Here is a 25,216-nt window from a genome sequence, read left to right on the forward strand (position 1 = left end):
GCTGTCGTTTTTCAGCAAGCAAACTTCCTGATTAATAGAATTATCACTGTGTGAATACATAGGATAGAATATAAATATATGTAGCCGACATTATAAACTATTAAACATTTTTTTGTAAATTAGCAGGAGATACACAGCAGTGAATTCCCTAGGTACAAGCCACTTAGCAGGGAGCAAAGTACGCTCCGTACGTTTTTGGTGCCAATACCAGTGGGGTGTTTGGCTTTAAAGATTCAAGTTCTGCTTTCAGTGGGGTTCTAGCCCCTTCCGACGCTGTCAATTCGCTGTTTCCATTACCGCTCCTTCACGATCCTCATCTCCGCGCACACACCTTGGTATTGTCAGTAGTTTAAGTCTCTGATAATTTTTTTGAATTGACTACTACGCTGCTCCTGCGGGAGTAATCGGAGTTGCGGGCAGTGCCAGCAGCACCCCGGAAAAGCCCCCAGGTGCAAGAATAGCATGGGTATGCAGGTCGGGTTTGTATGCTGCTTCGCCTCGACGGTGCTTCGCTCCTTGTCATGAAACGGTTTTGTGTGCTGCTACTGTGGGGGTTAAGCATAAGTACCCCTATCAGGGCTTTTCAGCTTAACGCCAGATTGGACAGCCTGCATCGGCTCTTGTTAGTAGCCCCCCCGACTCCGGGCGGGTGTTGCTGCTGACCCAGCTGGCCTACGAAAACACGCAAAGCAATCCGCTAGCAACGATATTTTATGGCAAGCAAGCCCTAAAGCTTGCCCAGAAGCTGGAGTATCGGCGGGGTGAGGCGTGGGCGCTGATTCGGTTGGGTTCGGGTTTTCGGGAGGCGGGCAACTACCCGGCCGCGCTGCAGGTAGGAATACAGGGTCTGCGGCTGTCCGAGGAGCTGCGCGACCAAGAACTGATTGGGCGGGCGCTGAACACGCTGGGCTATTTGTATTGGGAGCAAGGCTATAGCCGGCCGGCCTTGGCATACTTTTTCAAGGCGAAACGCGTAGCCGAAAAAAGCCGCAACATCAAGCTCCTGACTCGCATCATGGGCAACATCGGCAACGTGTATGCCCAGCTAAACCGGCTAGATTCGGCGCGGCACTACTCACAGGTGGGCTACGCGATGGACCTGAGCGCGAAAGATCTGATCAGTGAGGTAGGCGACGCGGCCATGCTGGGCAATATCTACGCGAAGCTGGGCAACCCACGGCTGGCTCGCCACTACTACCGCCGCAGCGTACAGCGGGCCCTGAGCCAGCATATTACGTTTGCGCTGTGCCGGGCGTATCTGGGGCAGGCGCAGCTATTCAAGGCCGAGCAAGGACCGTGGGCCGATTCAGCCATATATTTTGGACACAAAGCCTTGGTTGCCGCCCAGCAAGGCAGTTACCCTAAAGGAGTGCTGGAGGCCAGCCGCTTTTTATCGAATGTATACGCCGCCCGCCGCGACAACACCCGCGCGTTTCGTTACCTGACTTTAGCCAGCACTACCCGCGACAGCCTGTTCAGCCAAACCAAAATGGCGCAGGTGCAGGCCCTTGAAGTAAGCGAACAGCTCCGCCAGCAGGAACGCGCCATTCAGCAGGCCCAGGCCGATGATGAACACCGCTCTCATTGGTTGATTGCTGCCTTAGCCAGCATCATTCCGGTGCTGCTGCTGCTGTGGCGCACCATTCGGCATACACAGCGGGCAAACCTGAAGCTGAATGCTCAGAACGCGGAAATTGCCAACCAGCGCAACAAGCTAAGCACTACCTTATCGCAGCTGAAAGTAACGCAGGCGCAGCTAGTGCAGCGGGAGAAAATGGCCTCGCTGGGCGAGCTGACCGCTGGCATTGCCCACGAGATTCAGAACCCGCTGAACTTCGTCAACAACTTCGCGGAAGTAAGCTCCGAGCTGGCCGCCGAACTACAGGCCGAGGCCGCTCAGCCCGAACCGGATTTGCTGACGCTGCGCAGCGCCGCCGCTGAGCTTCGGGAAAATCAGGAAAAGATCTATCAGCACGGGCGGCGGGCGGCCAATATAGTGCGCGATATGCTGGCCCACGCCCGCACCATCGGGGGCGAACGGGTGTTAACCGACCTGAATGCGCTGGCCGACGAGCACCTGCACCTGGCGTATCATAGCTTCCGGGCCCGCGACCCGCAATTTGTGGTCACCCTTACCGCTCAGCTAGATCCGGCGCTGGGCCGCATTCGGGCCGTGCCGCAAGCGCTGGGCAGGGTATTGGTAAATTTGTTCAACAATGCGTTTTATGCCGTGCAGCAGCGGCAAAAAGTAGAAACCGGAAATTACTGCCCGGAAGTGCAGGTGTACACGCATCGCCGCAATCGCCACATTGAGCTGCGCGTGCGCGACAATGGCCTGGGCATCCCGGCTCCAATTCGCGACAAGATTTTTCAGCCCTTCTTCACCACCAAGCCCTCGGGCGAAGGCACCGGCCTGGGCCTCTCGCTCAGCTATGATATTATCACGCATGGCCATGGCGGCTCCCTCTCCGTGAGAAGCCAGGAGGGCGAATACACCGAATTTATTATTGAGCTTCCGCAGGGCATTGCCTACAAAAAAAGCCCCCAGACGCGGGCGTAGCCAAAGATGTAGCCCTTATAGATTAGCTATCGTCCGGGAATAGTTTACCAGATAAGCTTGTAGCCAATGCCGCGCACGTTCACGATCTGTACCTGCAGGTTGGCCTTCAGATAGCGATTCGGCTACATCGAATGTTCAAAAAGAACAAGATAAGCGACAGCAAATGTGGCTAATTCTGCAGCAGCTTCAGCGTGCGCTGCATCGCTCCCTGCCGTAGTTGCAAGCTATAGACACCTGCTGGCCAAGCCCGATTCATGGGTAAGGCCAAGGTATTAGTACCCACTTCTAAAAAGGCACGCTTTTGCAGCATTACCTGTCCTAGGGCGTTAGCTAAGTGCAGGGTTGCTTCGCCGGCCTCCGGACTGTTGATCTGCACCTGCAACTGCTCCCCTAACGGGTTCGGCCAGGCCTGGACTGTAAAGGCCGCGCTCGTTGCTATAGGCACTGCTTGGATGGTTGAATACGCGAAGGTGCCATCCAGGTCCACCTGCTTCAAGCGATAGTAGAGCAGCGCGTGCCCATAACGGGGTGCATTCTGATCTATATAGTCATACGTGTGTCGCTGCGTAGTTGTGCCCTGCCCCGGAGTGCGGTGCAGCGGCTGGAAGCGCATCCCATCGACACTGACTTCCACCTCAAAGTGCTGATTATTTAGCTCTTGGGCGGTCACCCAGCGCAGCAGCACGTCCGCGCCGCGCGGCGTGGCGCTAAAGCTGACCAGCTCGACGGGCAGGGGCACCTCGCGCGTTTGCGTATACTTCACCGTCGTAATGGCCCCGTTGGACGAAGTCTTACCTGTTACCAGCACGTTCCCTGCTTTGTCCACGGCAATCGAAGGAGCCGCCTCATCTCTGGAGGTGCCAGGGGTTGTGGCCGGCCCATCGTAGGCCGCATTCCACACCTGCTCGCCCGTCGTGGCAGCAAATTTTATCGTTCGATAGTCCGCGGGATTACTGACAATATTGGTGATGGAAGTACCCACGATATAGACGTTGCCCGCGGCATCCAAAGCCATCGCGTCGGCCCCGTCAATAACTCCGAAAGCGCTTGGGTCATTAGGTCGAGTGTAGCGTCCTTCCCACAGCGGCTCCCCAGTCGGGGTATACTTCAACACGAGGGCTGATGAATTCAACCCAAGCTCTTGGGATTTGCCTACTATAATAGCATTGCCTGCTCCATCAACGGCCAATGCTGCTGCCAGATCTGACTTTTGGGCAGGACCATCATATCGCACCGTCCACAGCTGCCGCCCCGTAGCGGCCTCATACTTTACTGTGACGATGTCGCGGATGCGACTTGGTTCGTCAAACGTAGTACCCGTGACGAACACGTTGCCCAGGGCATCCAGCGCTACGGCTGTCGCCTCGTCTTGCTTGTTGGCCGGACTATTATAGGCAGCGACCCAGAGCGGCTGGCCCGTGGCGCCATCATACTTGAGGGTCATATAGTCCATTTGACCAGCTTGGATCCCGGCTGTACCCGTGACCACCACGTTATTACTCGCATCGACGGCTAGCGCCACGGCATTGTCGACTAAACTGCCGGGGCCATTATACTGCCGCTCCCACAGCTGTTGGCTGGTGGCGCCATCGTACTTGACCGTGGCCCAGTTCGTGCTCTCCAGCGAGCCGCTATAGTAGGAGCCGGTCACCACGACATGGCCCGCCCCATCCAACGCCAAGCCCACGGGGGTACCACCCGAGCGGCGTACGACCCACAACGTCTCGCCCGTAGCGCCATCATACTTGACGGTCAGGTACCCTAACGAAGTGCCCGTGGTAGCATAGGTGCCGGTCACGTAAACATTGCCGGCAGCGTCTACTACCATTTTCTTCGGGCGCTCATCGTAGTTAAACGTGTTTTGGGAGCGGGTTGTCCAGAGGGGCTGCCCACTGGGGGCGTACTTGATGGTGACAATATCGTAATTGGGATTGAAGCGCCCCTGACTGCGGTAGACGTAGCCCGTTACGATAACATTGCCTTCTCCATCCACCGTCACGGCAACTGCCCGATCATCTCGGGGCTGAATAGTGCTGTTATAATGAACTGCCCATGCCTCCGTCACTTGGTCTGATACAGCAGAGGGAGGTGGCGTGTCCTGTGCCACTGCGGGTACGCTAGTCGTTTCCAGAAAGGTCAAGCTAATAGCAAGAGCTAGCAATCGTGTACACGTTTGTTTCATAGACGGTTGTGAATAGAACGAGTATTCCTATCAACACCTGTTATTGCACAGGATATCTTGAGATTTAATACACTCAGATGTAGATAGACAGTTAAAAAAAAGGAGATTCTTAGCGAAACTTCCACTAAGAATGATTATAAAATTTATATTATTAATATAATTCCTCACCTACGTATCTTCCTTGCATTAGTTGCCTTGATATATCAAATTCGGCCTGACCGCTTGACAATGGCGCTAGCAGGCGTAAGCACAATAAATTGGTGCTGTCTAACCCCATTAAAGGGAGGAAATTTCCTGCCGCCGCATCTACAGAATGATTTTTAGTCTTTAGCTATTTATTCACTAAGCTTTAATGGGCTTACTTTCTACCGCGCTAAACTTCAGCATACTATCGAATTGATAGCGGCTGTAGTCTAGTGAAGACAACTATGAACGGATTCTGGAGTAAATGAAGGGCGCTTCTTATTCCCTTGCAGCAAAGACTCTCAGTCGCTGGCCAACTACCAGATAAGCTTGTAGCCGATGCCGCGCACGTTTACGATTTGTACCTGCGGATCATCCTTCAAATAGCGCCGCAAGCGGGTAATGAATACGTCCAGGCTGCGGCCATTGAAGAAGCTATCGTTGCCCCACAGCTCCTGCAGCACCGTGGCCCGTTCTAGCACTTGGTTGCGCTGGTCGTAGAGGCACTTGAGCAGCTCAGCTTCGCGATGGGTGAGTACTTCTTCGCGGGTGCCCAATAGCAGGCGCTGCTTGGGATGGTCGAACTGATACTGACCGATGGTGAGCACGCTGGGGGGCGCTGCGGCCGGCGGGGCCGCGCTTAGGCGAGCCTTAATGCGGACAATCAGCTCATCCATGCTGAAAGGCTTTTTGAGATAGTCATTGCCCCCCAGCTCGAAGCCGCGCACGACATCGGCGGGCTGCGAGCGAGCAGTCAGAAAAATAATGGGCACAGTGGCGTTGTCGCGGCGGATTATTTCGGCCAGCGAAAAGCCATCGAGGCGCGGCATCATCACATCAGCCACCACAATATCGGGGCACTGCTGGCGGAAGAGCTCCAAGCCTTCCTGCCCGTCGGCGGCGTAGCGCACCGTAAAGCCCCGCACCTCCAGACTGTCTTTCACAATCATGCCCAGCGCGGGCTCGTCTTCGATAAGGAGAATGGAGGACATGAGGGGAAAGGGAAAAGCTGATTGTTAGGTAATTAGGCAGGCAGCCACAAGGAAAACTCACTGCCGCGGTTAGGCTCGCTGCGCACGGCAATATGCCCCCCATGCCGCTCCACTACTTGCCGCACGTAATACAAACCCAATCCGAAGCCCTTGACGGGGTGCAGATTGCCGGTCGGTACGCGAAAAAACCGGTCGAATACGGCCGCTTGGTAGCTTTTTGGAATACCAATACCATCGTCCTGCACCGTCAGGCGCCAGCCGGTTTCGTCGCGGCGGCCTTTGATGCCGATGGTGACCTGCTCGCGCGAGTACTTGATGGCGTTATCGATGAGGTTATTGATGACGCCCGCTACGTGCAACCGGTCCAGCGACAACGACTCGGTCGGCTCGATATCAACATCAAAATGCACGGGCTTGGGAGCCTGCAACTGATGGCGCAGGACGAGTTCGTGCACCAGTTCCGCGGGCCGCACCGGCTCCGGGTTTATGGTCAGTTGCTGCCGTTCCTCCACGGCACTGTTGAGCACTTTCTCCACCAAATCCGACAGCCGTTGCAGCTCCTTCCGCGAGATACTCAAATAGGTTTGAGCTTTCTGCGGATCATTCAGCGCGCCAAAGTTCTGCATCGCTTCCACCGCCGCCGACACCGTAGCCAAGGGCGTTTTCAGCTCGTGGGTCATGTTGTTGATGAAGTCGTTCTTGACTTCCGACAGCTTTTTTTGCCGCAGAATAGTGCTCAACATCAGCGCGAAGCAGCCCGTAGTCAGCCCCAGCAGTGCCACCGAGCCGCCCAACAAGCCGCTCATCTGGCGCAAGATATAGGACGTTGGGGTCGGGAAGGAAGCCTGTACAAACACCGAACGAATAGGATTGAGCGGAATAGGCGGCGTTTGGACCGGATAGCCAATGGGCGCAGGCTTATTGCGCGGGTTTACGGCCAACATGGGTTCCGCTGCGGGCACGTTCAGCGTGTCGAGGATGGCTTGCGTTTGCACATTGCGCAGGCGCAGCTCGGCTTGGTAGGCGGCGAGAAGTTGAGGCAGGTTCACGCGGCGGCTGCCCGTCCAGTCGTTGAGGATGATGCGCGAGAGGGTGCGAGCAGCCGTATCGGCCGCGGCCCGCCGGTGGCGAGTCGTGATTAGTATCCGGTCAGACTGGAATAGGCGGGGCGTCGTGTCCTTCCGCCCGGGCTCAGTCGACACTACAATACGCTGAATTTGCCCCCCACTGTCGGAGTTGAACTCTCCCATCAGGATACGCCGGTTTACACCTTTCTGGTTGCCCTGCACCAGTTGGCGCGCGCCGCTGAGCAGCTGCCGCTGCACCACGGCAAGCAAGGCCTCGCGGGTGGTACGGTCGAACTGCTGACTGGTGAGCTGGTAGGTATTGTACAGCCAATACGCCTGAAAGCCATTGATGCCCAGAATACAAGCTGCCATAAGCCAGAAAATAGAGCGGATGCGGCGTTTCATGGGCGGGCGAACGGTAGAGCAGAACGAAAATACAGCCTTGCCGCGTGGTACTCACCACCGTTAACATTCTTTAACACATGATAACAGTGCTTTACACGCCGGAAGTAGTGCTTTGTAAGCGTAATTCAGTGCTTCAAACTTCTGCTCTCATGAAACTCCTCCCTACTTCCGTGCTCACGCTGCTCGTCCTTGGCGTGGGCGCTGCCACTTCCCTCCATGCCCAGACCACCGGGCGCATTTCCTACGAGGCCACCCGCCGCATCGACCCAAACCAGCGGCGCATTGTGATTAATGGCCAGGAGGTAAAGCCCGGCAGCCCCGACTTTCCCGCTGACCTTCCCGATGTGCGCTCCTTCGGCCAAACCCTGAGCTTCAGCGGCGACTATGCCAAGGAAGCCCAGGAAGGCGGCGGCGGAATGGTTCGCATTGTGGAAGGCGGCCCAAACAGTGCTCCGCAGACCACGAACATAGGTCGCCCCTTCGAGGAAACCGTTTTCCTGAACCTGAAGGACCGCACCTACGCCACCGTGGTATCGGTCAAGAAAGATGATAAAACCACCGAGTACCGGGCCGATGCCCCCTTAGCAAAACCAGAAAACTGGCAGCTCACCGACCAAACCAAGAAGATTGCCGGCTACATTTGCCGCAAGGCCACCGTGCCTTTTCGCAAGGAAACCTACACCGTTTGGATTACGACCGATCTGCCTTTCACCTACTCCCCCATTCGCGACCTGACGCCGGAAAAAGGCGTTGTGCTGGCCGTGGAGGGCTCCGGCGAGCAATTCAAGGCCACTAAGGTTGATCTTAAGGCCCCGGTGAAAGAGGCGGAAGTGCGGCCCAGTACGCAGGCGCAGACAGTAACTACTGCTGAACTGACTGATTTGCGCGAAAAAGCCCGGGCCGATTTCCGCTCCCGCATGATGGAAAACTTCCGCGGCCCCGGCTCCAACTAATTTCTGGCTTCTTCCCGAACTGCTTTTCGCTTGTAAGTAGCTCTACAATCAGTGCGCGGTGGTAGAGGCGCAAGCTTTTGCGTCTCTACCCTGACATGTGTTGTAAATAAGTCGCTGCAATTGCCGAAAAGAAGCCGCTGGGGGGCAAATTTCCATAAAGCCGCTACTCATATGCGCTACGCTCTACTCCTTTTCGTATGCTGCTGGAGCACTGTGCTGGCCACCGCCCAGCCAACGGCCCCAACCCGGGCCGGCGGGCCTGGCCAGATTCTGGGCGGCATCGCCGATTCGGCCAGCGGCAAGCCCCTCCGGGAAGCGTCGGTGTCGCTGATGGCGGCCCGCGATTCGTCTTATATCTCTTTCACCATCACCGATGGCGACGGACGCTTTGTTCTGCGCGGCGTAACGCCCGGCCGCTACTTTCTGCTGCTCACTTTCGTTGGCTACAAAAGCAGGCTTTTGCCAGTAAGTGTAGCGGCCGCCGGAGCTACCGACGTTGGTATGCAGCGCCTGGGGGGCTTTTCTCATACGCTGGGCGAGGTGGTAGTGCAGCAGGAGCGCGCCCCGGTTTCGGTGCAGGGCGACACGGTGGCTTTCAGCGCTCGCGCTTTCCGTACCCAGCCCAATGCGGCCGTGGAAGCGTTGCTAAAGAAGCTACCCGGCGTACAGGTCGACCGCGACGGCACCATCCGCGCCCAAGGTCAGCAGGTAAATCGGGTATTGGTGGATGGTAAGCCCTTTTTTGGCGATGACCCCAAGCTGGCCACCCGCAACCTGCCCGCCAACATCATCGATCAGGTGCAGCTTTACAACCAGCGCAGCGACCAGTCGGCCTTTTCCGGCATCGACGACGGCCAGCAGGAGAAAACCATTAACCTGATTACCAAGCGCGACAAGCGCAAAGGCTACTTCGGCACCGAGTCTATCGGGGCGGGCACCGATGAGCGCTACCGCGCGCAGCTAGGCTTGAATCGCTTTAATAATGGCCGGCAGATTTCGGCGCTGGGTCAGGCCAACAACATCAATCAACTGGGCTTCAGCAACGATGGCAGCCCCACCGCCGGCGACGTAAGCAGCGGCCCCGGCGCGGGCGGCGGCAGTAGCCTACCCGGCGGCTTTGGGGGCGTAGGCGGGCCGGGCGGCGGCCAGGTTACAATAAACATGGGCGGCCGTGGGAGCGGCAATGCACAGCCAGCCAGTAACAACCAGCCCAGCAGCATCACCGAATCGTTGGCTGGGGGGCTAAATTACCGTGATGCCTGGGGCAAGCGCGCCGAAGTGGCCACCAGCTACTTCGCCAACCGCACCACGGTGACTACCGACCAGGTAAGCCGGCGCGAAAACGTGGCCGGCCTCGACGCGGGCATCGGCGAAACCGGCCAGCCCCTAGTTACCGACCAAAGCGCTGCGGCCCGCGCCCGCACCGTAAGCCAGCGGCTGAACTTTCGGCTGGACTACCGGCTCGATACCCTTACCTCCTTTCGCTTCACGCCGGCCCTGTGGTGGCAAAATACGGATCAGCGCCAAGCTAAAGATCAGCTAACCAGCATCGGGGAGCGGCAGCTAAATACCAGCCTTAGCACCTACAATGCCTCGGCCAATACGCTCTGGGGCAACGGCAATCTGCTGCTGATGCGCCGTTTTGCCAAGGCTGGCCGCACCTTGTCGGCTAACCTCAGCGCCGTGCTGAATAACCAGGATGGGGAAGCCTTCAACCAGGCTACGAACACTTTTTTCGCTCTCGATGGCACCGGCCGCACTACCCTGCTCAACCAGCGAATAAGTCAGGACTACCCGGCCCGTACACAGGCGCTCAATCTGGCGTATGTCGAGCCGTTGAGCTTGCAGCAAAAGCTTGAGTTTAGATATAATCTGGCCAATACGCACAGCACCTCCCGGCGCGACGTGGCCGACTTCAACCCCACTACTGCCCGCTACGATGCCGCAAATGAAATCCTTAGCAACCAGTTCAGCAGCGGTTTTCTGACAAACCGGGCGGGCCTGACTTGGCAGACGCGCCGCCTGCGCTACGGCTTCTCCCTGGGCCTCGACGCCCAACAGTCCAGCCTGCGCGTCAACAATCAAAGCGCCGATACTGCCCTCACGCGCGACTACCAGAGCTTGCTGCCCAGCGCCATGTTTACGCTAAATGCTAGCCGTAGCCGCACGCTGCGCCTAAACTACCGCACGCGCTTGCAGGCACCCACGGCCAGTCAGCTTCAGCCCGTAGCCGACAACACCAACCCACTATACATCCGTCTCGGCAACCCCCAGTTGCGGCCCGAATACTACCACACCCTCACGGCTACCTTCAATCAATTCAACGCCGTGAACAACCGCAGCGTGTTTGGCTTGCTAAGCGCTAATCAGGTTCAAAATCGCATTGTGTCGGCCACCAGCTTCAGCTCGGCCGGTGTCCAAACCACGCGGCCCGTCAACGCCGATGGCTACCGTAGCCTCAACGGGTTTCTGTCCTTGGGTCAGCGGCTGGGCTGGCACAAGCTGAATGTAAATCTGACCACTAACGGCAACTTCACCCAGGGTCAAAGCTTGGTTAATGACCAGCAAAATCAAGCTCGCAACTGGAGCCTGGGGCAAGGCCTGAGCCTCAACACGGCCTTCAACGACAAGCTCGAGCTTGGCCTTGCCGGCAACGTCACGTACCTGGACGCCCGATATTCTCTCCTGCCCCAACAAAACACTTCGTACTGGACCCAGACTCTGGAGGCCGATGTATTTTATCAGCTGCCCGGTCGCTGGGCCGTCAGCAGCGACCTTTGGCTCACGCGCTACGCGGGGCGCTCAGCTGGCTTCAACCAAGGAGTATCGCTGTGGAACGTTGGCCTCACCCGCCAGCTCTTCAAGGACAAACAGGGTGAGTTAAAGCTGCAAGCCTACGATCTGCTCAAGCAGAACCGCAGCATCGTGCGCAACGTGACAGACACTTATCTGGAGGACGTGCGCAGCAAAGTTCTCACGCGCTATTTCATGCTCAGCTTTACTTACAACCTGCGGCAGTTTGGGAAGTAGGGTTGTCGATAGAGGTAGATAAAACAATGAGTGGAGTTGAGCAAAGGCAGTAACTGAATACCTTACTGCATATTTCCATTAGCCTCGCCCGTATGTCGTCGTCCATTCCTATTCAACCCACGCTAGAAGACCCGCAGACGCTGCTGCTCCCCTTGCAGGCCACCGATTTTGAGGCCCTGTACGCGGCCGCTTCCGACCCAAAGGTTTGGGAGCAGCACCCCAACAAAGACCGCTGGAAACCGGAAGTCTTCCGAACGTTTTTTGAGGGTGCTATGCAGAGCCAGGGGGCTTTCAAAATCATCGACAAAGCGACCAATGAGGTGGCGGGCAGCACTCGTTTTTACGGCTATGATGAACAGGAAGACAGCATCCTGATTGGCTACACGTTCTACGCCACCCGCTACTGGGGCAAGGGGCTCAACCTGAAGGTGAAGACGATGATGCTGGACTACATCTTTCAGTTCGTGTCGCAGGTTTACTTCCATATTGGCGCGGCAAACACCCGCTCACAAATCGCGATAAGCCGTTTAGGGGCGGAAAAGGTGGCCGAGGAGGAAGTAGCGTATTTTGGTGAGGCGCCCCAGTTAAACTTTGTTTATAGAATCGGGAAGGAACAGTGGATTGGGCGCAGCTAATACGGCGTAACAAGCCAGGCCCGAAGGTTGCTCGCTGGGTTATTTGCGAAAGCGGTCGGCGGGCCGGAGCATGAAGTTGCGGGCTACATTAAACCCGAAATAGATGTCGCCATCGAAAAATTGCCCCCCAGTGCGCGGAATGAACAGCGGCTCAATCATGCCTTGGGCATTGGTAACGTGGAGCTGAAATACGTGGCCGCCCGTTTCAATATCTACGCCGGCGGCCACAGCATCACGCAGTCCGGTGGCGCGGGAGGTGGGTAAGCGAAGAATATTCCGCGGCAGGATGTATTCGTGAACAGCCCGAGCGCATCTGCCCCTACTCCACGAAGCTTGGGTTGCTGAGTACTAGCTACAGGCGCGGTGGCGGGCGGCTTGGCAAAAGCTGCGCATATCTGCACCTGAAGAGAGGGAAACATGCTATTTTCGTCCGTGCCAAGCCTGACTATTCAGGTCGCCGGACCTGCTGTTTTGCTGCTTTATGAACTTGAAAAGATACGTTGCGCTGAGCCTGTTGAGCGCGGGCCTGCTGGCTTCCCACCCTGCTCTGCCGCCTGTGCCGGACGCCGACGTAAGCGCCGTTAAAGCCCAGGCAATAAAGGATCTGGACAACGATTACAACGACTACAAGAAAGTAGCTCAGCAAATCTGGGGCTTTGCGGAAGTGGGCTACAAGGAAACCAAAAGCTCGGCCCTCCTCCAGAAAACCCTGCGCGACAACGGCTTTCAGGTGCAGGCCGGCGTGGCCGATATTCCAACGGCTTTTGTGGCCACGTACGGCAGTGGCAAGCCAGTTATTGGCATACTAGCCGAGTACGATGCGTTGCCGGGTTTGTCGCAGCAGGCCAGCGCGGAGAAAAAAGCAATAGCCGGTCTCGACGCGGGCCACGGCTGCGGCCATAATCTGTTTGGCACAGCCAGCGTAGCGGCGGGCATCGAGCTAAAAAAGCTGATTAAGGAAGGTAAGTTTAAAGGTACCGTGAAGGTATTCGGCTGCCCGGCCGAGGAAGGTGGCAGTGGCAAGGTGTATTTGGTGCGGGCCGGCCTATTCCAGGGCGTAGACGCCGCTGTGCACTGGCACCCCAGTAATCAGAACCGCTCAATGATGAGCAGCTACATTGCCAACAGCTCGGCCAAGTTTCGCTTTCATGGTATTGCCTCGCACGCCGCCGCCTCGCCCCAGCGCGGCCGCAGCGCTCTCGACGGCGTAGAGGCGATGAACAACATGGTGAACATGATGCGCGAGCACGTGCCCCAGGAAACGCGCATTCACTACATCATTACCAACGGCGGCAAAGCACCGAACGTGGTGCCCGAATTTGCCGAAGTGTATTACTACGTGCGCCACCCCAACCGCGACGAGGTGAAGGATGCTTTTGCCCGCGTGGTGAAAGCGGCTGAAGGCGCCGCCTTGGGCACCGGCACCACCATGGACTACGAAATTATCGGCGGTACCCATGAGCTACTGCTCAACGAAACCTTGGCGCGGGCGCTACAAGTCAACCTAGAGCGGGTGGGCGGCGTGACGTACACCCCGCAGGAAGTAGCAATTGGCAAGCAGATTCAAGCCTCGTTTGGCTTTCCGGCGCCGCCCATTGAAGAAGCAGCCAAGGTGCAGCCCTTCGCCGTTACTGATGGGGGTGGCAGCTCCGATGTAGGCGACGTGAGCTTCGCGGTGCCTACCGTAGGTCTCACGGCTGCTACCTGGATTCCGGGCACACCGGCTCACAGCTGGCAGGCGGTAGCGTGCAGCGGTCAGGAAATTGGGGCTAAAGGCATGCTGGTAGCCGCCAAAACCATGACCCTAACGGCCATCGACCTGTTTACGGATCCTGCGCTGCTCGAAAAAGCCACTGCCGAATTCAAGCAGGACGTGGGTGGTTATGTATACAAGCCTTTGCTCGGCGATCGTAAGCCGGCCCTCAACTACCGGGATTAGTTTTTAAGCCAGATTCTGCGTCTACAACAGTATCAGCTCCATCTGGGGGGCTTTTTAAGCTGATATTGGAGTAACCGCACCTAGCAAATTTTAGCAAACAGCCTCCTAAGTGGAGGCTGTTTGCTGTTCAGGACCTGTGGGAGGAGTTGTGGTTGCGGTTTTGGTGGTAGTGCGGCGGCTCTGCGCCCAGTAGCCCAGGCCAACGGCGGCTAACAGGGCAGCTCCGCCCGCTACTTTCTGGCCGTTGGTTAACGCGCTAAGTCCATTCTGCCGTTTTCCTTTTTCCCCGGACTTCGCCGACCCGCCAAACAAGGAAGTACTGTTCTTTTGCTTAGCAGCTTTCTTATCCTTTTTGGCGCTCTGTTTCTTGCTCTTTTTCATATCAGTAGCATTTAGGAGGAAGTGCGTGCATGAGTGTCACCCAAAGCTGAAATCTGTATTCGCGGCTCCGTGGTGCAAGGTTATGTCGAGCTTCTAGAGTGGGACGCTGATGCGGGGAAGTGCTTCTGGCCCTTATCGGCCACCCTCCTTTTTACAGGCTTCCTCGGTTCCTCGTCCGGCTTGGGGGGCAAAGTTTCCGGCCCAAGATCTTTATCCTTAGCCATGTCTGGTAACAGGGAAGCTAAAGGGCCGCTGGGGGAAGTAAGACCATCTAGTACCTCCTTGTGGGTCAAGTAAGTAATGGCGGCGGCGAGCAATCCTACCCCGCCAACTATTTTCTGGGTGGTACTCAGCTTGCCAATTTCCTTACTTATCCGGCGATACTTGCGGATCGATTCGGCGGCCACGTCCAGCATATCTTTTTCCAGCTTCTTAGCCTTTTTAGAGCCTTTCTTCTTGCCTTTACCCATAGCAGTACACGATGGTTAGAGATGACAATCAGGTTCGGGGATTCGTAGGGGCGGCTCGCTCGAATAATTGCGGGTGAAGATGTCTTCTTCATTCGCAAAGCCAGCCCGCAAGGTTGTCTTTTCCTACACTTCTTTTGCCCATCGCGGGGGGCAAATTCGTCACTGGTCGGGGGGCTTTTTTCAAACAAGGCGAGGGGTTCGTCACAGCATTTTGCTGTTCGTCACATTTTGTTTTGGGGGCAGTTACGGCCGCTTATTCTTGCTCATGATAGGCCCAGCTAGCGGGGCCAGGTGTATCAAAAACGACAACCCTACGCATCATGAGAACTTCCGCCATCACCACACTCACTTCCTCTTTTAACTTATTGCAGCGCGCCCGTCCTTTTGCCTGCGGCCTCCTGCTCGTGCTGGGTATACCCACAGCGACGAGCTGCATGCGCTCGGCCACTACGCCCGTGGGGGCTCACCCCAGAGTGAAGCCACTGTGCAGCCCATTGATATAAAACGCCTCCTGGCCGTGGCCGACTCGGCCGCGCAGGCCCAGATTACGGCCGGCCTCACGCCGGGCATGAGCGTGGGCGTAGCCCAGAATGGCCAACTGGTATTGGCCCGAGCCTATGGCAAAGCCAACGTAGAAACGGGCGTCGATGTGGGCTCCATTACTTCGTATAAGGTGGGCTCCATCACCAAGCAGTTCACGGCGGCCATCGTAATGCGGCTGGTGGAAGCGGGCAAAATGTCGCTCACCGACCCCATCACCAACTACTTGCCCGACTACCCCACGCAGGGCCACCACGTCACTATTCACCACCTGCTGAATCATACGTCGGGCATCAAGGCGTTTCGGGTGATGCACGAGGAAAACCGCCAGCGCTTCCGCCTCGACCTCACCTATCCCGAAATGATCGAGATGTTTGCCAAGCAGCCTTTCGAGTTCAAGCCCGGCGAGAAATACGAGTACAACAACTTTGGCTACTACTTGCTGGGCGAGATTATCAGTCGGGTGACGGGCGTCCCGTACCAAGATTATCTGGAGCGCGAATTACTGAGGCCGCTGGGCCTGAGCAATACCATGTACTGCGAGTCGAGCCGCGTGATTCCGCAGCGGGCAGCGGGCTACGAGTATGAGGGAAAAACGCTCATCAACGCCCGCTATCTGAGCATGCGCATTGGGCCCGCCGCGGGGGCCTTTCCTCAACCGTAGGCGACATGCTGCACTGGACAACTTTGCTGCACGGTGGCAAGGTGGTGTCGCCCGCTTCGCTCCGGCTCATGACTACGCCCACCGTCCTGGCCAATGGCGACACCATTGGCTACGGCTATGGCTTGCAGTTGGCGGAGTTGGGGTCGCATGAGCAGATATTTCACACGGGTGGTGCCAATGGGTTCGTGTCGGCGCTGGCTCATTATCCCAAAAATGGGCTAACGGTGGTAGTCCTGGCCAATTCGGTGAAAGCCAATCCAGCTACCATTACCAAGGCGCTGGCGCGCACGGCCCTCGGTATACGCGTGCGCGACTTGCCCCTGACGCCCGATAATATTGCGCGCTACGCTGGCACCTACACTTATAAGTCGGGCGCCAAAACGCGGGTGCTGAAAGTGTATGAGGAAAGCGGCAAGCTGCACGCGCAGGTAACCGGCGGACCGGCTTTTCGGCTCCGCAGCCAAGGCAGCAATGTGTTTATTCCCTCCGGCAACGACGACAATCAAATCATCTTCACGCCTTCTGCGGATCGGGCCGCAGGCCTCACCATTCGGGAAGGCCGTTGGGAAGTGACGGAGGCCAAGCGCCAGGAATAAAGGAGCCTCCCTCCTACTGCTCTTTGTACGACAATATCTACAGCGCTATGGGATGGTTGGGTTAGCCAAACGCGGTAGAGATGCAACACTCTGCGTCTCTACAAAAAGCCCCCAGACGCAGAAAACAGAAAAGATTACCTTCATTTTAAGCCAAATAATGTACAGTTGAATGTGTGCAGGAAACTTTCCTTTCAGACCGTCATGCCGAGCGCTTTGTCCTGCGCTCCCAGACAATAAGTCCCTTTCCCTCAAAACACTACGCCTGCCTAACGCGCCCCTCATATGACACCCACGCTAGAAGAGGCGCAGCCTCAGACAACAGACCTCCCGATGAATGATTTCACGGAGTACATCGATAAGCCCTCTACGCTTTCCAAAATTGAGTTTGGGGTCGCCACTGTCCTTCTAATTTTCTCTATCCTATTGCTCGACAGCAGCGACGCGACCGTTGCCCGCCGGTTGTTTGAGGAGGCGGGAATATCGTTCGGCTACTACGCCAATTTCTTCTACCCGCGCGTGCTCGTTTTCGTTACCGTTTACCTCGCGTTTCTGCTGGTCAATTTTGTGGTAGTGCCCCAGCTACTTCGGCGCGAACAGGTGGCCCGCAATATCCTGCTGCTGCTGGGGGCTTATGTGGCGGCGGGGCTGGTTTTTGGCACCACTGACACCTATGCTGCCACGTATCTTTTCCGTGAGTATCCCACGGAGCAGGACACTTACAATGCGCTGTTCCAGCAAGGATTCGGGGGGCTTTTCAGTTGCTGGTTTTTCTGGGAACGTACTCTCTGTTGAAGTACGCGGCTCTGCGCTTTATCCCAAGGCCCCTGATTATCAAGCAGGAGAACCGATCTATTGTGCGCGAAGTGGCACTGGCATTCAGCGTGTGGCTAGTGACCATATTGCTACTCATGGCGGTGGGAGCCGAAGAGCTGATCCTGTATGGGGCGATGCTTGTGCCGCTTACGGCAGCCTTCTATTTTTTCGCCTATTACTACCTCATCCCAAGAATGGTAACAAAGCAGCGGCCGGTGCGATCATACATCCTCTGGGTGCTGCTGTCCCTGCTTATATCCTTTGGGCCGGTGATGCTCCTGGTTCTGATCTTCTGCGATGATCCGGATGTAGGGGCTGGTTTTGCCTTTTTCAATGAGGGCTTTCAACTCTTTCTAACGGCTCCGCTGACCTGGAATCTCTATAAGCGGCGTGTAAAGAGCAAGGAGCAAATTGGCGTGCTGCAAACCGAACTGGGCCAGTCGACGGCCAACCTGGATTTTTTGCGTTCCCAGATCAATCCGCACTTTCTATTCAATAGTCTGAACACCTTATACGGTACGGCCCTGCAGGAAAACAGTGAGCGCACGGCCCAGGGTATTCAGATGCTGGGCGACATGATGCGGTTTATGCTGCACGAAAACCACCAGCGCCAGATTCTGCTCACCCGGGAGGTGGAGTATATGCGCAACTACATCGAGCTACAGTCGCTCCGGACGAGCACCTCACCCAACATCAGCATCGAAACCAGCATTGAGGATGTAGTGGCCGAGAAGTGGATTGCGCCCATGCTGCTGATTCCCTTCGTGGAGAATGCCTTTAAGCACGGCATCAGTCTGAAGCGCAAATCGTGGATACGGGTGACCTTGCACTACGAAGCCGACAAGCTCTACTTTGACGTGTACAACAGCACCCACCCCAAACAGGAGCTAGACCTAGAAAAAGACCACTCCGGCGTAGGCCTAGAGAACGTGCGGCAGCGCCTAGCCCTCCTCTACCCCGGCAAGCACGAGCTATCCATTAGGGAAACCCCACAGGAGTTTTTTGTGCATCTTACACTACAGTTAAGCGGCAGCACTCAGCAATAGGTAAGCAAGGGCTATAAAGTTAAAATGCTGGAAGGCTAGAAAAAGCTAGGAAGATCTAGAATGCTAGTTCCCCTCCTCAGCTGAGGAGGGGCTAGGGGTGGTAGGCCGGAGCGATAGAACGATGCTAAGGCTAGTCCTAAAAACCGTTCTGACGTTTTCAACCACCCCTAGCCCCTCCTCAGCTGAGGAGGGGAACTAGCTGTTTAACTTGCTAGCTTTAGTTTGGTGGTGCACAACATAGAATAGGCAATAACATTACAACATCTTCATGCGAGATTCTTTGGCTTCTGCTCGGCAGGACGCTCTTTTCTCTTTCCCCACCCGACTGAATACATATGAAAGCAATAGCAATCGACGACGAACCGATGGCGCTGGAGGTGGTGCGCTCTTTGGGGGGCAAAATTCCGTATCTGGAGCTTAAAGCTTGCTTCACGGATGCCTGCGAGGCCATGGAGTATTTGCAAAAGGAGCCCGTCGACCTGTTGTTTCTGGATATCAAGATGCCCGACATCTCGGGGCTGGAGTTTGTGACCAGCCTGCAGAAGAAGCCGCTGGTCATTTTTACTACGGCTTATTCCGAGCATGCTGTGACGGGCTTTGAGCTGGATGCCGTCGATTATCTGCTTAAGCCCTTCTCGCTGGCCAGGTTTATGAAAGCCTGCAACAAGGCCCACGAGCTGCTCCGCCTCCGCGACCAGACCGTCCAGACTAAAGACTACGTGTTTGTGAAGACGGGCACGGAGCAGGTGCGCGTGCCCTACGCGGAGATTCTGTACATGGAGGCAGCCGGTAACTACGTCACGTTTGTACTGGGGGGCAAACGCTTGCTCTCTCGCATGACCATGACGGAGCTCAGCGAGCTGCTGCCCACCGACCAGTTTGTGCGGGTGCATCGCTCCTTTGTGGTGGCCAAAGACAAAATCGACAAGCTTGAGCGCCACCAAGTCACGGTGCACGGCCATACCGTGCCAGTGGGCGCTTCCTATCTGCCGCAGTTGCAGGTATGATGATAATGAGCTAAAAATTCAGAGAACTGATAGGCTGAAAACTGCCCGTCCGCAAGCGTATGCCTGCCAGCACTAATGCTGGAATGGAGAAGTATGCAGTAATTCTAAGCATCTACTTCACCTATTCAGCCTCTCCTGGCGCTATCTTATACGAGTAAATTTTGTTCAATTATTTCTTGAAATACATCTATATAGTTTTTATATTTCACTAACTGAATAAATTAAGACTAGCCGGTTTTCTTAAAAATGACAATGGTCATTGGATGGCCGCGTATTGCCCATATTTTCTCGGTGACTAAGCTATTGCATTGCCGGAAGCAACTATGTCGACTACACTTTATACTATTTGATTATCAACGTTATATATAGAAGCAAATCCTGCGTGTAGAGTCTCAGCTAAACGCTAACTCCGCAATTCAGACGAGACAATTGAAGCGGCCTGAATACACTCCGGCCGGCGGTAAAAAAGCCCCCCAGCACCTTCCTTACGGACTGCTAACCTGCTTTTCCTCACCCAATTCATATTTCCTTTATGAACACCTCGAAAGTTGCCATTGTCGGGGGCGGGCCCGCTGGCATTGCCGCCGCTAAGTCGTTGTTGGAAGACGGACTTACGCCGGTTCTCATAGAGCAAAGCAGTCACATTGGGGGGCAGTGGAACCAGGGGGCGGCGCATAGCGGCATCTGGCCCGACATGCACGCCAACTCTCCCCATGTGCTGATGTCGTTTTCGGACTTTGACCATCCGGCCGGCACCCAGATGTTCCCGAGTAATCAGGAGGTGCTGGCGTATCTCACCGCGTATGCCCGCCACTTTGGCTTAGGGCCTTACATCCGATTGAATACTCGCGTGGAGCTCATCAGCAGAGGGCCGGAAGGGCAGTATTGGGTCACGACTCGCACTCAGGACGGTGAAGAGGAGAAGGAGCTGTTTTCGCACGTTATTCTCGCCTCGGGCCGCTACAATTATCCCAACTTCCCGAACACGCCCGGCCTTGATCAGTTTCGGGGTCAAGTGCTGCACTCGTTTGCTTACCGGGGTCGGCAGGCCTTTGCCGGGCAGCGCGTACTGGTGGTGGGCAACAGCATTAGCGGATTGGAAATCGCCAGCGACCTCGCCCTGAACGACGGCCCGCCGGTGCTATCGTCGTGCCGCAAGCCGCGCTACATCATTCGCAAGCTGCTGCATGGCCTGCCTGCGGAGCAACATGTGTTCAATCGTTTTGCGACGTACCTGGGGCAGATATTGCCGCCACCGGAAGCGGCGGCGGGCCTGAAGCATTTCATTGTCGAGAACTTCGGCAACCCGGCTGATTTCGGAGGTTTGCCCCCCAGCGACAATCTGCTGGAGGCCGGTGCCTCGATGTGTCAGGAGTACCTCGACCAGCTGGCCAGCGGCCGCATTCGTGCCGTGACGGGGGTGCGCACGTTCACTCCTACTGGCGCTCTCCTCACGTCGGGCGAGGAGGTAACCGCCGATGTACTTCTGCTGGCTACGGGCTACGGCCTGCATCTGCCCTTTCTAAGTGAGGACATCCGTCAGACGGTACTCGCCGACGATAAGTGCCTCGACCTGCACCACTTTACTTTCCACCCCGATTTGCCCAATGTGGCCTTTCTGGGTCTTTTTGGCCAAATCGGCTCCTATTTCCCTACTGTGGAGCTGCAGGCGCGTTGGGTGGCAGCATGTTGGAGCGGCCAACACGCCTTGCCCACCCGGACGCAAATGGAGCAGGGCTTGGCCGAATCAGAGCAGTTTAAGCAGGTGCGCGAGGAAATCACGTCGCACGAGTCGATGCACCTGTTCTCGCAGGATCTGGGAGTAGCTCCCACCCTCGACCGGTACCCCGATCTGGTTCGGGAGCTGCTGTTTGGCCTGCTGGTACCGGCCCAGTTTCGCCTCGAAGGTCACCGCAGCCGCCCAGATGCCCGTGCCCGCTTCGAACAGAACAGCCGTTGCTACACCGCTGGCCAGGCCGTCCCGCTCGACCAGCAGCAGCGTGCCGGCCTGATGATGTTGGCCCGTGCGCTTCCCCAAAATCAGGCGTTGCAGAACTTAGTTGAGCAGCTACAGCCCGTGGCAGTACTATAGGTTCACACCCCGCTCAGGCTTGAGCGGTGATAGGCTTTTTCGAGCAGACTGAGAATCCATCTGGACGAAAAGCAAAGCAGTTGAGTAATGCCCACTAATACAGCCAACCGCTAAAAGCGAAAGGGCAGCCGCATGTGCGGCTGCCCTTTCGCTTTTTCGAACCCGCTAACCTAAGCGGGCAGGCGCATGCCATCACCACCGATGGTGCCGCCGCCTTGTAAGAGCAATGTATACATAACGGGAAGGGTGTGCGGCCTACGAATAGGCCAAGTGAAAAGGACAGTTAAGGGCAGCCGTTAGTAAGAAGCAAGCCCTTTATACCTATTCACAAAACCGGGCCAAAGTGCACTCAGCGGAAGACTATTTCGTGCTTCCGAGTAAATGAAGTTAGCGTCTGCTTAAGCAGCAATAGCACCTACTTCTGGGGGCCGATTCTGCCGCAGTTGCAGGTACGAATCCTGTAACGCGGTTGGATTGGCTTCTGTTTTTAAATTAAAACTACTGAGTTAATATTGAGACAAAGCTCAGGACTAAGGTACACGATAACAAGAATCTTAAAGACGCTAAAGCAACATACTTAGGATAGATGCTATTGCTCAGCAAAACAGACCCTGCTAGTCTGGCGACCATCAATTATGCACTTATTCTGTTAGGAGGCGCATTTTTATATGTAGCCAGATACTTATACCAAAAGCGGGCAAATCTGAAGAAAACAGGAATAGAGACTAGCGGAATAGTCTACCGCTTTCAAAAGCAGGACGATGACAATGAATCAGTTACTTATGCTCCTGTATTTCGTTTCGTGACTTTTAGTGAGGAGGTCGTGTTCGTTCAACACTGGCTTGGCAGCGGCAGACCTTCATTGCGTGTGGGCCAAGAGGTACGAATACTGTATAATCCATTAAATCCGCAGGAGTACGTCCTCAACTACAGACTAGTAGATTGGAAAGCTCTACTATGTGCTTTAGTAGGTATAGTCTTAATTGTTGGAACACTAAGTGCTCATTTTTTAGGATAACTTGAATTAACGAACGCAAGCATGCACTTTCACGAACGATTATACCAGCTCCACATAATTCTTGGCAACCCGCAAGCTCCGGCTCTATGGGAACCCAAATGCTGGCACGCAATTCAAGATTCGCTGCTTCGAGCTACTAAAGCTGCCCGCGGTTCGGCCTCTCTTAACTCACTTCAATACGAACCTAATGGACAGTATATGAAGGATGTAAAGTTTGGGCGGCTTGGCTTGTCCGCTATATCGGAGGCGCGATGGTTACACGATTATACCGCTTATCCTGAAAGACAAGGTTGGCTTTTTCACTCTTTGGAGCTTTGGGCACCAGGCCGTACGACCTGCAACAATCAGAATTTAGCGCCAGATATGTACCTGGGTGTTATGAATGAGGGCTACTATGCCAACCTTTCAAATATTCTCTATAATCCGTATATCGTTCTGGCTGGCGCCCTCGATAAAGAAGAGTCATTCCTTGCCAGCATTAATCAACTCGCTACCACGCTTGCACAACAGACACAGGCAGTTTTTACCCATAATAAGGTAATTCCTTGGGGCAATTCATCTGGTTCCAATGGATTTTCAAAAGCAATTGGCGACTTGTTATCTTCTTCCATTTTCTTACCAAGCAAACATACTGCGAGTCCATTTCTTGATCGTATTGAAGAGTATTGGAAATAACAATATCCGTGACAAACCCTCTTACACACCAATACTTTAAATAAAAAAAAGCCCCCAACGCGCGTTGGGGGCTTTTTCATTTTCGCTTGTATTAACTTCTACTTCTGCGCAGCAGCCCAAGCGTCCATGGTCTTTTCAGCTATGGCCAGGGGCATGGCGGCATTTTCCAGCAGCTCGTCGTGGAAGGCGCGGAGGTTGAATTTGCCCCCCAGTTGCTTTTCGTACTTGTTGCGCAGCTCGATGATCTTCATCTGCCCGGTTTTGTAGGCTAGCGCCTGCCCCGGCCAGGCCATATAGCGCTCAATTTCGGCGGTGGCGGCTTGCTCGTCGATGGAGCGGTTGTCGCGCATGTACTGGATAGCCTGCTCACGGGTCATGTTCTTGCTGTGCATGCCTGCATCCACCACCAACCGGATGGCGCGGTGCATTTCCCCGTTCAAGGCGCCCATGCGCTGGTAGGGGTCGGTGTAGAGGCCCAGCTCCTTGCCGAGGCTCTCGGTGTACAGGGCCCAACCTTCGCTGAAGGCACTGTAGAAGCCGAAGCGGCGGAACTTGGGCAGGTTTTCGTTTTCCTGCTGCAAGGCAACCTGATAGTGGTGGCCCGGAATGGCCTCGTGCAGAAACAGCGACTCCATGCCGCGGGTCACGTTGTACTTGGTGGCGTCGATGATGGGCACGTAGAAGATGCCGGGGCGGGAGCCGTCGGGTAGGCCACGATTGTACTGAGCACTGGCCGAGGCGGCGCGGAAGGCTTCAGTCTGGCGCACCTCAAAGCCGGTTTTGGGCACTTTGCCAAACATCTTCTTCAGGTTGGGGTCAATCTTGGCCTGTACGCCGCGGTACACGTTGAGCACCTCCTCGGGCGTTTTGAAGGGCATAAACTTGGAGTCGGTGTTCAGGTAAGTGAAGAAGGCGTTCAGGTCGCCCTTAAAGCCCACCTCCGTTTTGATCTTTTCCATCTCCTGCCGAATGCGCTTCACCTCGCTCAGGCCCGTCTGGTAAATCTGGTCGGGCGTGCGGTCAGTGGTGGTCCAGAACTTCACGGCGTAGCGGTACATATCAGCCCCGCCGGGCACGGCCGCAATGCCGGTGGTGGTGCGGGCCTTGGGCAGGTACTCGTTCTTTAGAAAGTCGTGCAGCTTCTGGTAAGTAGGCACCACCTGCTCTTTGATGGCCTGCTGGTAAGCAGCGCTGAGGCGCTGCTGATCGGCGGCGGATACGGTGGCCGGAAATTTGGCTACGGGTCCGTAGAAGATGCTCTTGCTGGGGTCGGTGGTGACCATAGCCTGCATCTGGGGCAGCATTTTTTCTACCAGCGGACGGGGCAGCACCACCCCGGCTCGCATGCCGCGGCGGAAGTTGCCGATAGCCGAATCGGCCCACACGGGGTAAGCGCGCACCCGGCTCAGCCAGTTGTCGTAATCCTTGGTGATTTTGAAGGGTTGGTTGCCGGAGCCCGCGCCCAGCTGCGCCAGCGAAATAGGCAGGCCGCTCATCTGGGTAATAGGCATCATCCATGAGTTTTGCTTTAGGCCTTCCAGCCGCATCTGCATGTCGTAGAGGAAGATGTCATAGCTCACCCGGTCGTTTTCGGAGAGCTTGCTGCGGTCGAACTTCTTGAGTGCGTCGAGGTACTGCTGGAAAAACTGCCGCTGGGTCGTGCGGTAGGCCACGGTGTTGTCGTTGGGCAGCTGGTCATTGTAGCGGTTGTCGCCCTGCCCGGTGGCTTCCAGCGGGAAAAGCTTGGCGCGCTCGTCCCAATACTTCTCAAACATAGCCGCCAGCGCCGGCGAATCGGCCGCCACGGGGGCGGTGGTATGGCTAGTAACGGGCGTATGGCTGGTCAGGGTGCCCAGCAAAGCCGCCGCCAGCGCCGCCGACAGGAAAAGGTGTTTCATAGGGAAAGGGTGAGGTGGTAGGTAAATATAGTGGCGTTTGGGGAGTGAGATTATACCTGTTGAGGCAAAA

21 protein-coding genes are annotated in these 25,216 nt (G+C 55.9%); 14 read left to right on the forward strand and 7 right to left on the reverse strand.

All coding sequences use genetic code 11. The features are described 5' to 3' along the window. Positions 1 to 649 precede the first annotated feature (649 nt). On the forward strand, positions 650 to 2,560 hold the full coding sequence (locus EPD59_RS14540; protein WP_133273416.1) for a tetratricopeptide repeat-containing sensor histidine kinase: 1,911 nt from the start codon (positions 650 to 652) through the stop codon (positions 2,558 to 2,560). 169 nt (positions 2,561 to 2,729) lie between these two features. On the opposite strand, the gene EPD59_RS14545 is transcribed toward EPD59_RS14540, so the two are convergent. The 3 genes from EPD59_RS14545 to EPD59_RS14555 all read right to left on the reverse strand — a co-directional run bounded on the left by EPD59_RS14545 (position 2,730) and on the right by EPD59_RS14555 (position 7,389). Further along, on the reverse strand, positions 2,730 to 4,700 hold the full coding sequence (locus tag EPD59_RS14545; protein ID WP_165963608.1) for an SBBP repeat-containing protein: 1,971 nt from the start codon (positions 4,698 to 4,700) through the stop codon (positions 2,730 to 2,732). A 542-nt stretch (positions 4,701 to 5,242) separates the two neighbouring features. Further along, complete coding sequence (locus EPD59_RS14550; protein ID WP_133273418.1) at positions 5,243 to 5,917, reverse strand: response regulator transcription factor; 675 nt, start codon at positions 5,915 to 5,917, stop codon at positions 5,243 to 5,245. Between the two features lie 32 nt (positions 5,918 to 5,949). Continuing rightward, positions 5,950 to 7,389, reverse strand: a complete 1,440-nt coding sequence (locus EPD59_RS14555) for a sensor histidine kinase (RefSeq protein ID WP_133273419.1) — start codon at positions 7,387 to 7,389, stop codon at positions 5,950 to 5,952. A gap of 149 nt (positions 7,390 to 7,538) precedes the next feature. Here EPD59_RS14555 and EPD59_RS14560 point away from each other — a divergent pair, with 149 nt between their 5' ends. The 3 genes from EPD59_RS14560 to EPD59_RS14570 all read left to right on the forward strand — a co-directional run bounded on the left by EPD59_RS14560 (position 7,539) and on the right by EPD59_RS14570 (position 12,007). Next, on the forward strand, positions 7,539 to 8,342 hold the full coding sequence (locus EPD59_RS14560; RefSeq protein ID WP_133273420.1) for a GLPGLI family protein: 804 nt from the start codon (positions 7,539 to 7,541) through the stop codon (positions 8,340 to 8,342). A 171-nt stretch (positions 8,343 to 8,513) separates the two neighbouring features. Continuing rightward, positions 8,514 to 11,372 carry an outer membrane beta-barrel family protein gene (locus EPD59_RS14565; RefSeq protein WP_133273421.1) on the forward strand — a complete coding sequence of 953 codons (2,859 nt, stop codon included), beginning with the start codon at positions 8,514 to 8,516 and terminating at the stop codon, positions 11,370 to 11,372. Between the two features lie 92 nt (positions 11,373 to 11,464). After that, positions 11,465 to 12,007: a GNAT family N-acetyltransferase gene (locus tag EPD59_RS14570; protein WP_133273422.1), complete on the forward strand. Its 543-nt coding sequence runs from the start codon at positions 11,465 to 11,467 to the stop codon at positions 12,005 to 12,007. Positions 12,008 to 12,046: 39 nt separating this feature from the next. Here the strand turns inward: EPD59_RS14570 and EPD59_RS14575 are convergent, their stop codons facing one another. Next, the gene (locus EPD59_RS14575; protein WP_133273423.1) at positions 12,047 to 12,235 is read right to left on the reverse strand and encodes a DUF5777 family beta-barrel protein; all 189 of its coding nucleotides are present in this window, start codon (positions 12,233 to 12,235) and stop codon (positions 12,047 to 12,049) included. Positions 12,236 to 12,494: 259 nt separating this feature from the next. Here EPD59_RS14575 and EPD59_RS14580 point away from each other — a divergent pair, with 259 nt between their 5' ends. Continuing rightward, positions 12,495 to 13,946 carry an amidohydrolase gene (locus EPD59_RS14580; RefSeq protein WP_240731421.1) on the forward strand — a complete coding sequence of 484 codons (1,452 nt, stop codon included), beginning with the start codon at positions 12,495 to 12,497 and terminating at the stop codon, positions 13,944 to 13,946. Between the two features lie 105 nt (positions 13,947 to 14,051). Here EPD59_RS14580 and EPD59_RS14585 read toward each other — a convergent pair whose 3' ends face one another. Beyond that, positions 14,052 to 14,327, reverse strand: a complete 276-nt coding sequence (locus EPD59_RS14585; RefSeq protein ID WP_133273425.1) for a hypothetical protein — start codon at positions 14,325 to 14,327, stop codon at positions 14,052 to 14,054. Positions 14,328 to 14,407: 80 nt separating this feature from the next. Further along, complete coding sequence (locus EPD59_RS14590; RefSeq protein WP_133273426.1) at positions 14,408 to 14,797, reverse strand: hypothetical protein; 390 nt, start codon at positions 14,795 to 14,797, stop codon at positions 14,408 to 14,410. 320 nt (positions 14,798 to 15,117) lie between these two features. Between EPD59_RS14590 and EPD59_RS14595 the strand changes: the two genes are divergently transcribed. The 9 genes from EPD59_RS14595 to EPD59_RS14630 all read left to right on the forward strand — a co-directional run bounded on the left by EPD59_RS14595 (position 15,118) and on the right by EPD59_RS14630 (position 23,248). Next, positions 15,118 to 15,300, forward strand: a complete 183-nt coding sequence (locus EPD59_RS14595) for a hypothetical protein (protein WP_133273427.1) — start codon at positions 15,118 to 15,120, stop codon at positions 15,298 to 15,300. Beyond that, positions 15,282 to 16,001: a serine hydrolase domain-containing protein gene (locus EPD59_RS23285; protein WP_133273428.1), complete on the forward strand. Its 720-nt coding sequence runs from the start codon at positions 15,282 to 15,284 to the stop codon at positions 15,999 to 16,001. The genes EPD59_RS14595 and EPD59_RS23285 overlap by 19 nt, the downstream gene beginning before the upstream one ends. A 5-nt stretch (positions 16,002 to 16,006) precedes the next feature. Further along, positions 16,007 to 16,597 (forward strand): serine hydrolase, encoded by a 591-nt coding sequence (locus tag EPD59_RS23290; RefSeq protein WP_133273429.1) that lies wholly within the window; start codon positions 16,007 to 16,009, stop codon positions 16,595 to 16,597. 282 nt (positions 16,598 to 16,879) lie between these two features. Further along, entirely contained in the window at positions 16,880 to 17,389 is a 510-nt protein-coding gene (locus EPD59_RS22685; protein ID WP_240731422.1) for a hypothetical protein, read from the forward strand. Continuing rightward, positions 17,386 to 18,456 (forward strand): sensor histidine kinase, encoded by a 1,071-nt coding sequence (locus EPD59_RS14610; RefSeq protein ID WP_240731423.1) that lies wholly within the window; start codon positions 17,386 to 17,388, stop codon positions 18,454 to 18,456. The genes EPD59_RS22685 and EPD59_RS14610 overlap by 4 nt, the downstream gene beginning before the upstream one ends. Positions 18,457 to 18,791: 335 nt before the next feature. Continuing rightward, positions 18,792 to 19,463 carry a LytR/AlgR family response regulator transcription factor gene (locus EPD59_RS14615; RefSeq protein WP_133273430.1) on the forward strand — a complete coding sequence of 224 codons (672 nt, stop codon included), beginning with the start codon at positions 18,792 to 18,794 and terminating at the stop codon, positions 19,461 to 19,463. Positions 19,464 to 19,995: 532 nt separating this feature from the next. Then, on the forward strand, positions 19,996 to 21,555 hold the full coding sequence (locus EPD59_RS14620) for a flavin-containing monooxygenase (protein WP_133273431.1): 1,560 nt from the start codon (positions 19,996 to 19,998) through the stop codon (positions 21,553 to 21,555). Between the two features lie 586 nt (positions 21,556 to 22,141). Continuing rightward, positions 22,142 to 22,573: a DUF3592 domain-containing protein gene (locus tag EPD59_RS24185; protein ID WP_133273432.1), complete on the forward strand. Its 432-nt coding sequence runs from the start codon at positions 22,142 to 22,144 to the stop codon at positions 22,571 to 22,573. A 21-nt stretch (positions 22,574 to 22,594) separates the two neighbouring features. Then, positions 22,595 to 23,248, forward strand: a complete 654-nt coding sequence (locus tag EPD59_RS14630) for a hypothetical protein (RefSeq protein ID WP_133273433.1) — start codon at positions 22,595 to 22,597, stop codon at positions 23,246 to 23,248. Between the two features lie 98 nt (positions 23,249 to 23,346). Here the strand turns inward: EPD59_RS14630 and EPD59_RS14635 are convergent, their stop codons facing one another. Continuing rightward, positions 23,347 to 25,146, reverse strand: coding sequence for a DUF885 domain-containing protein (locus EPD59_RS14635; RefSeq protein WP_205703419.1), 1,800 nt, complete (start codon positions 25,144 to 25,146; stop codon positions 23,347 to 23,349). Positions 25,147 to 25,216 lie beyond the last annotated feature (70 nt).

It is taken from the genome of Hymenobacter radiodurans (assembly GCF_004355185.1).
Lineage (GTDB): Bacteria > Bacteroidota > Bacteroidia > Cytophagales > Hymenobacteraceae > Hymenobacter > Hymenobacter radiodurans.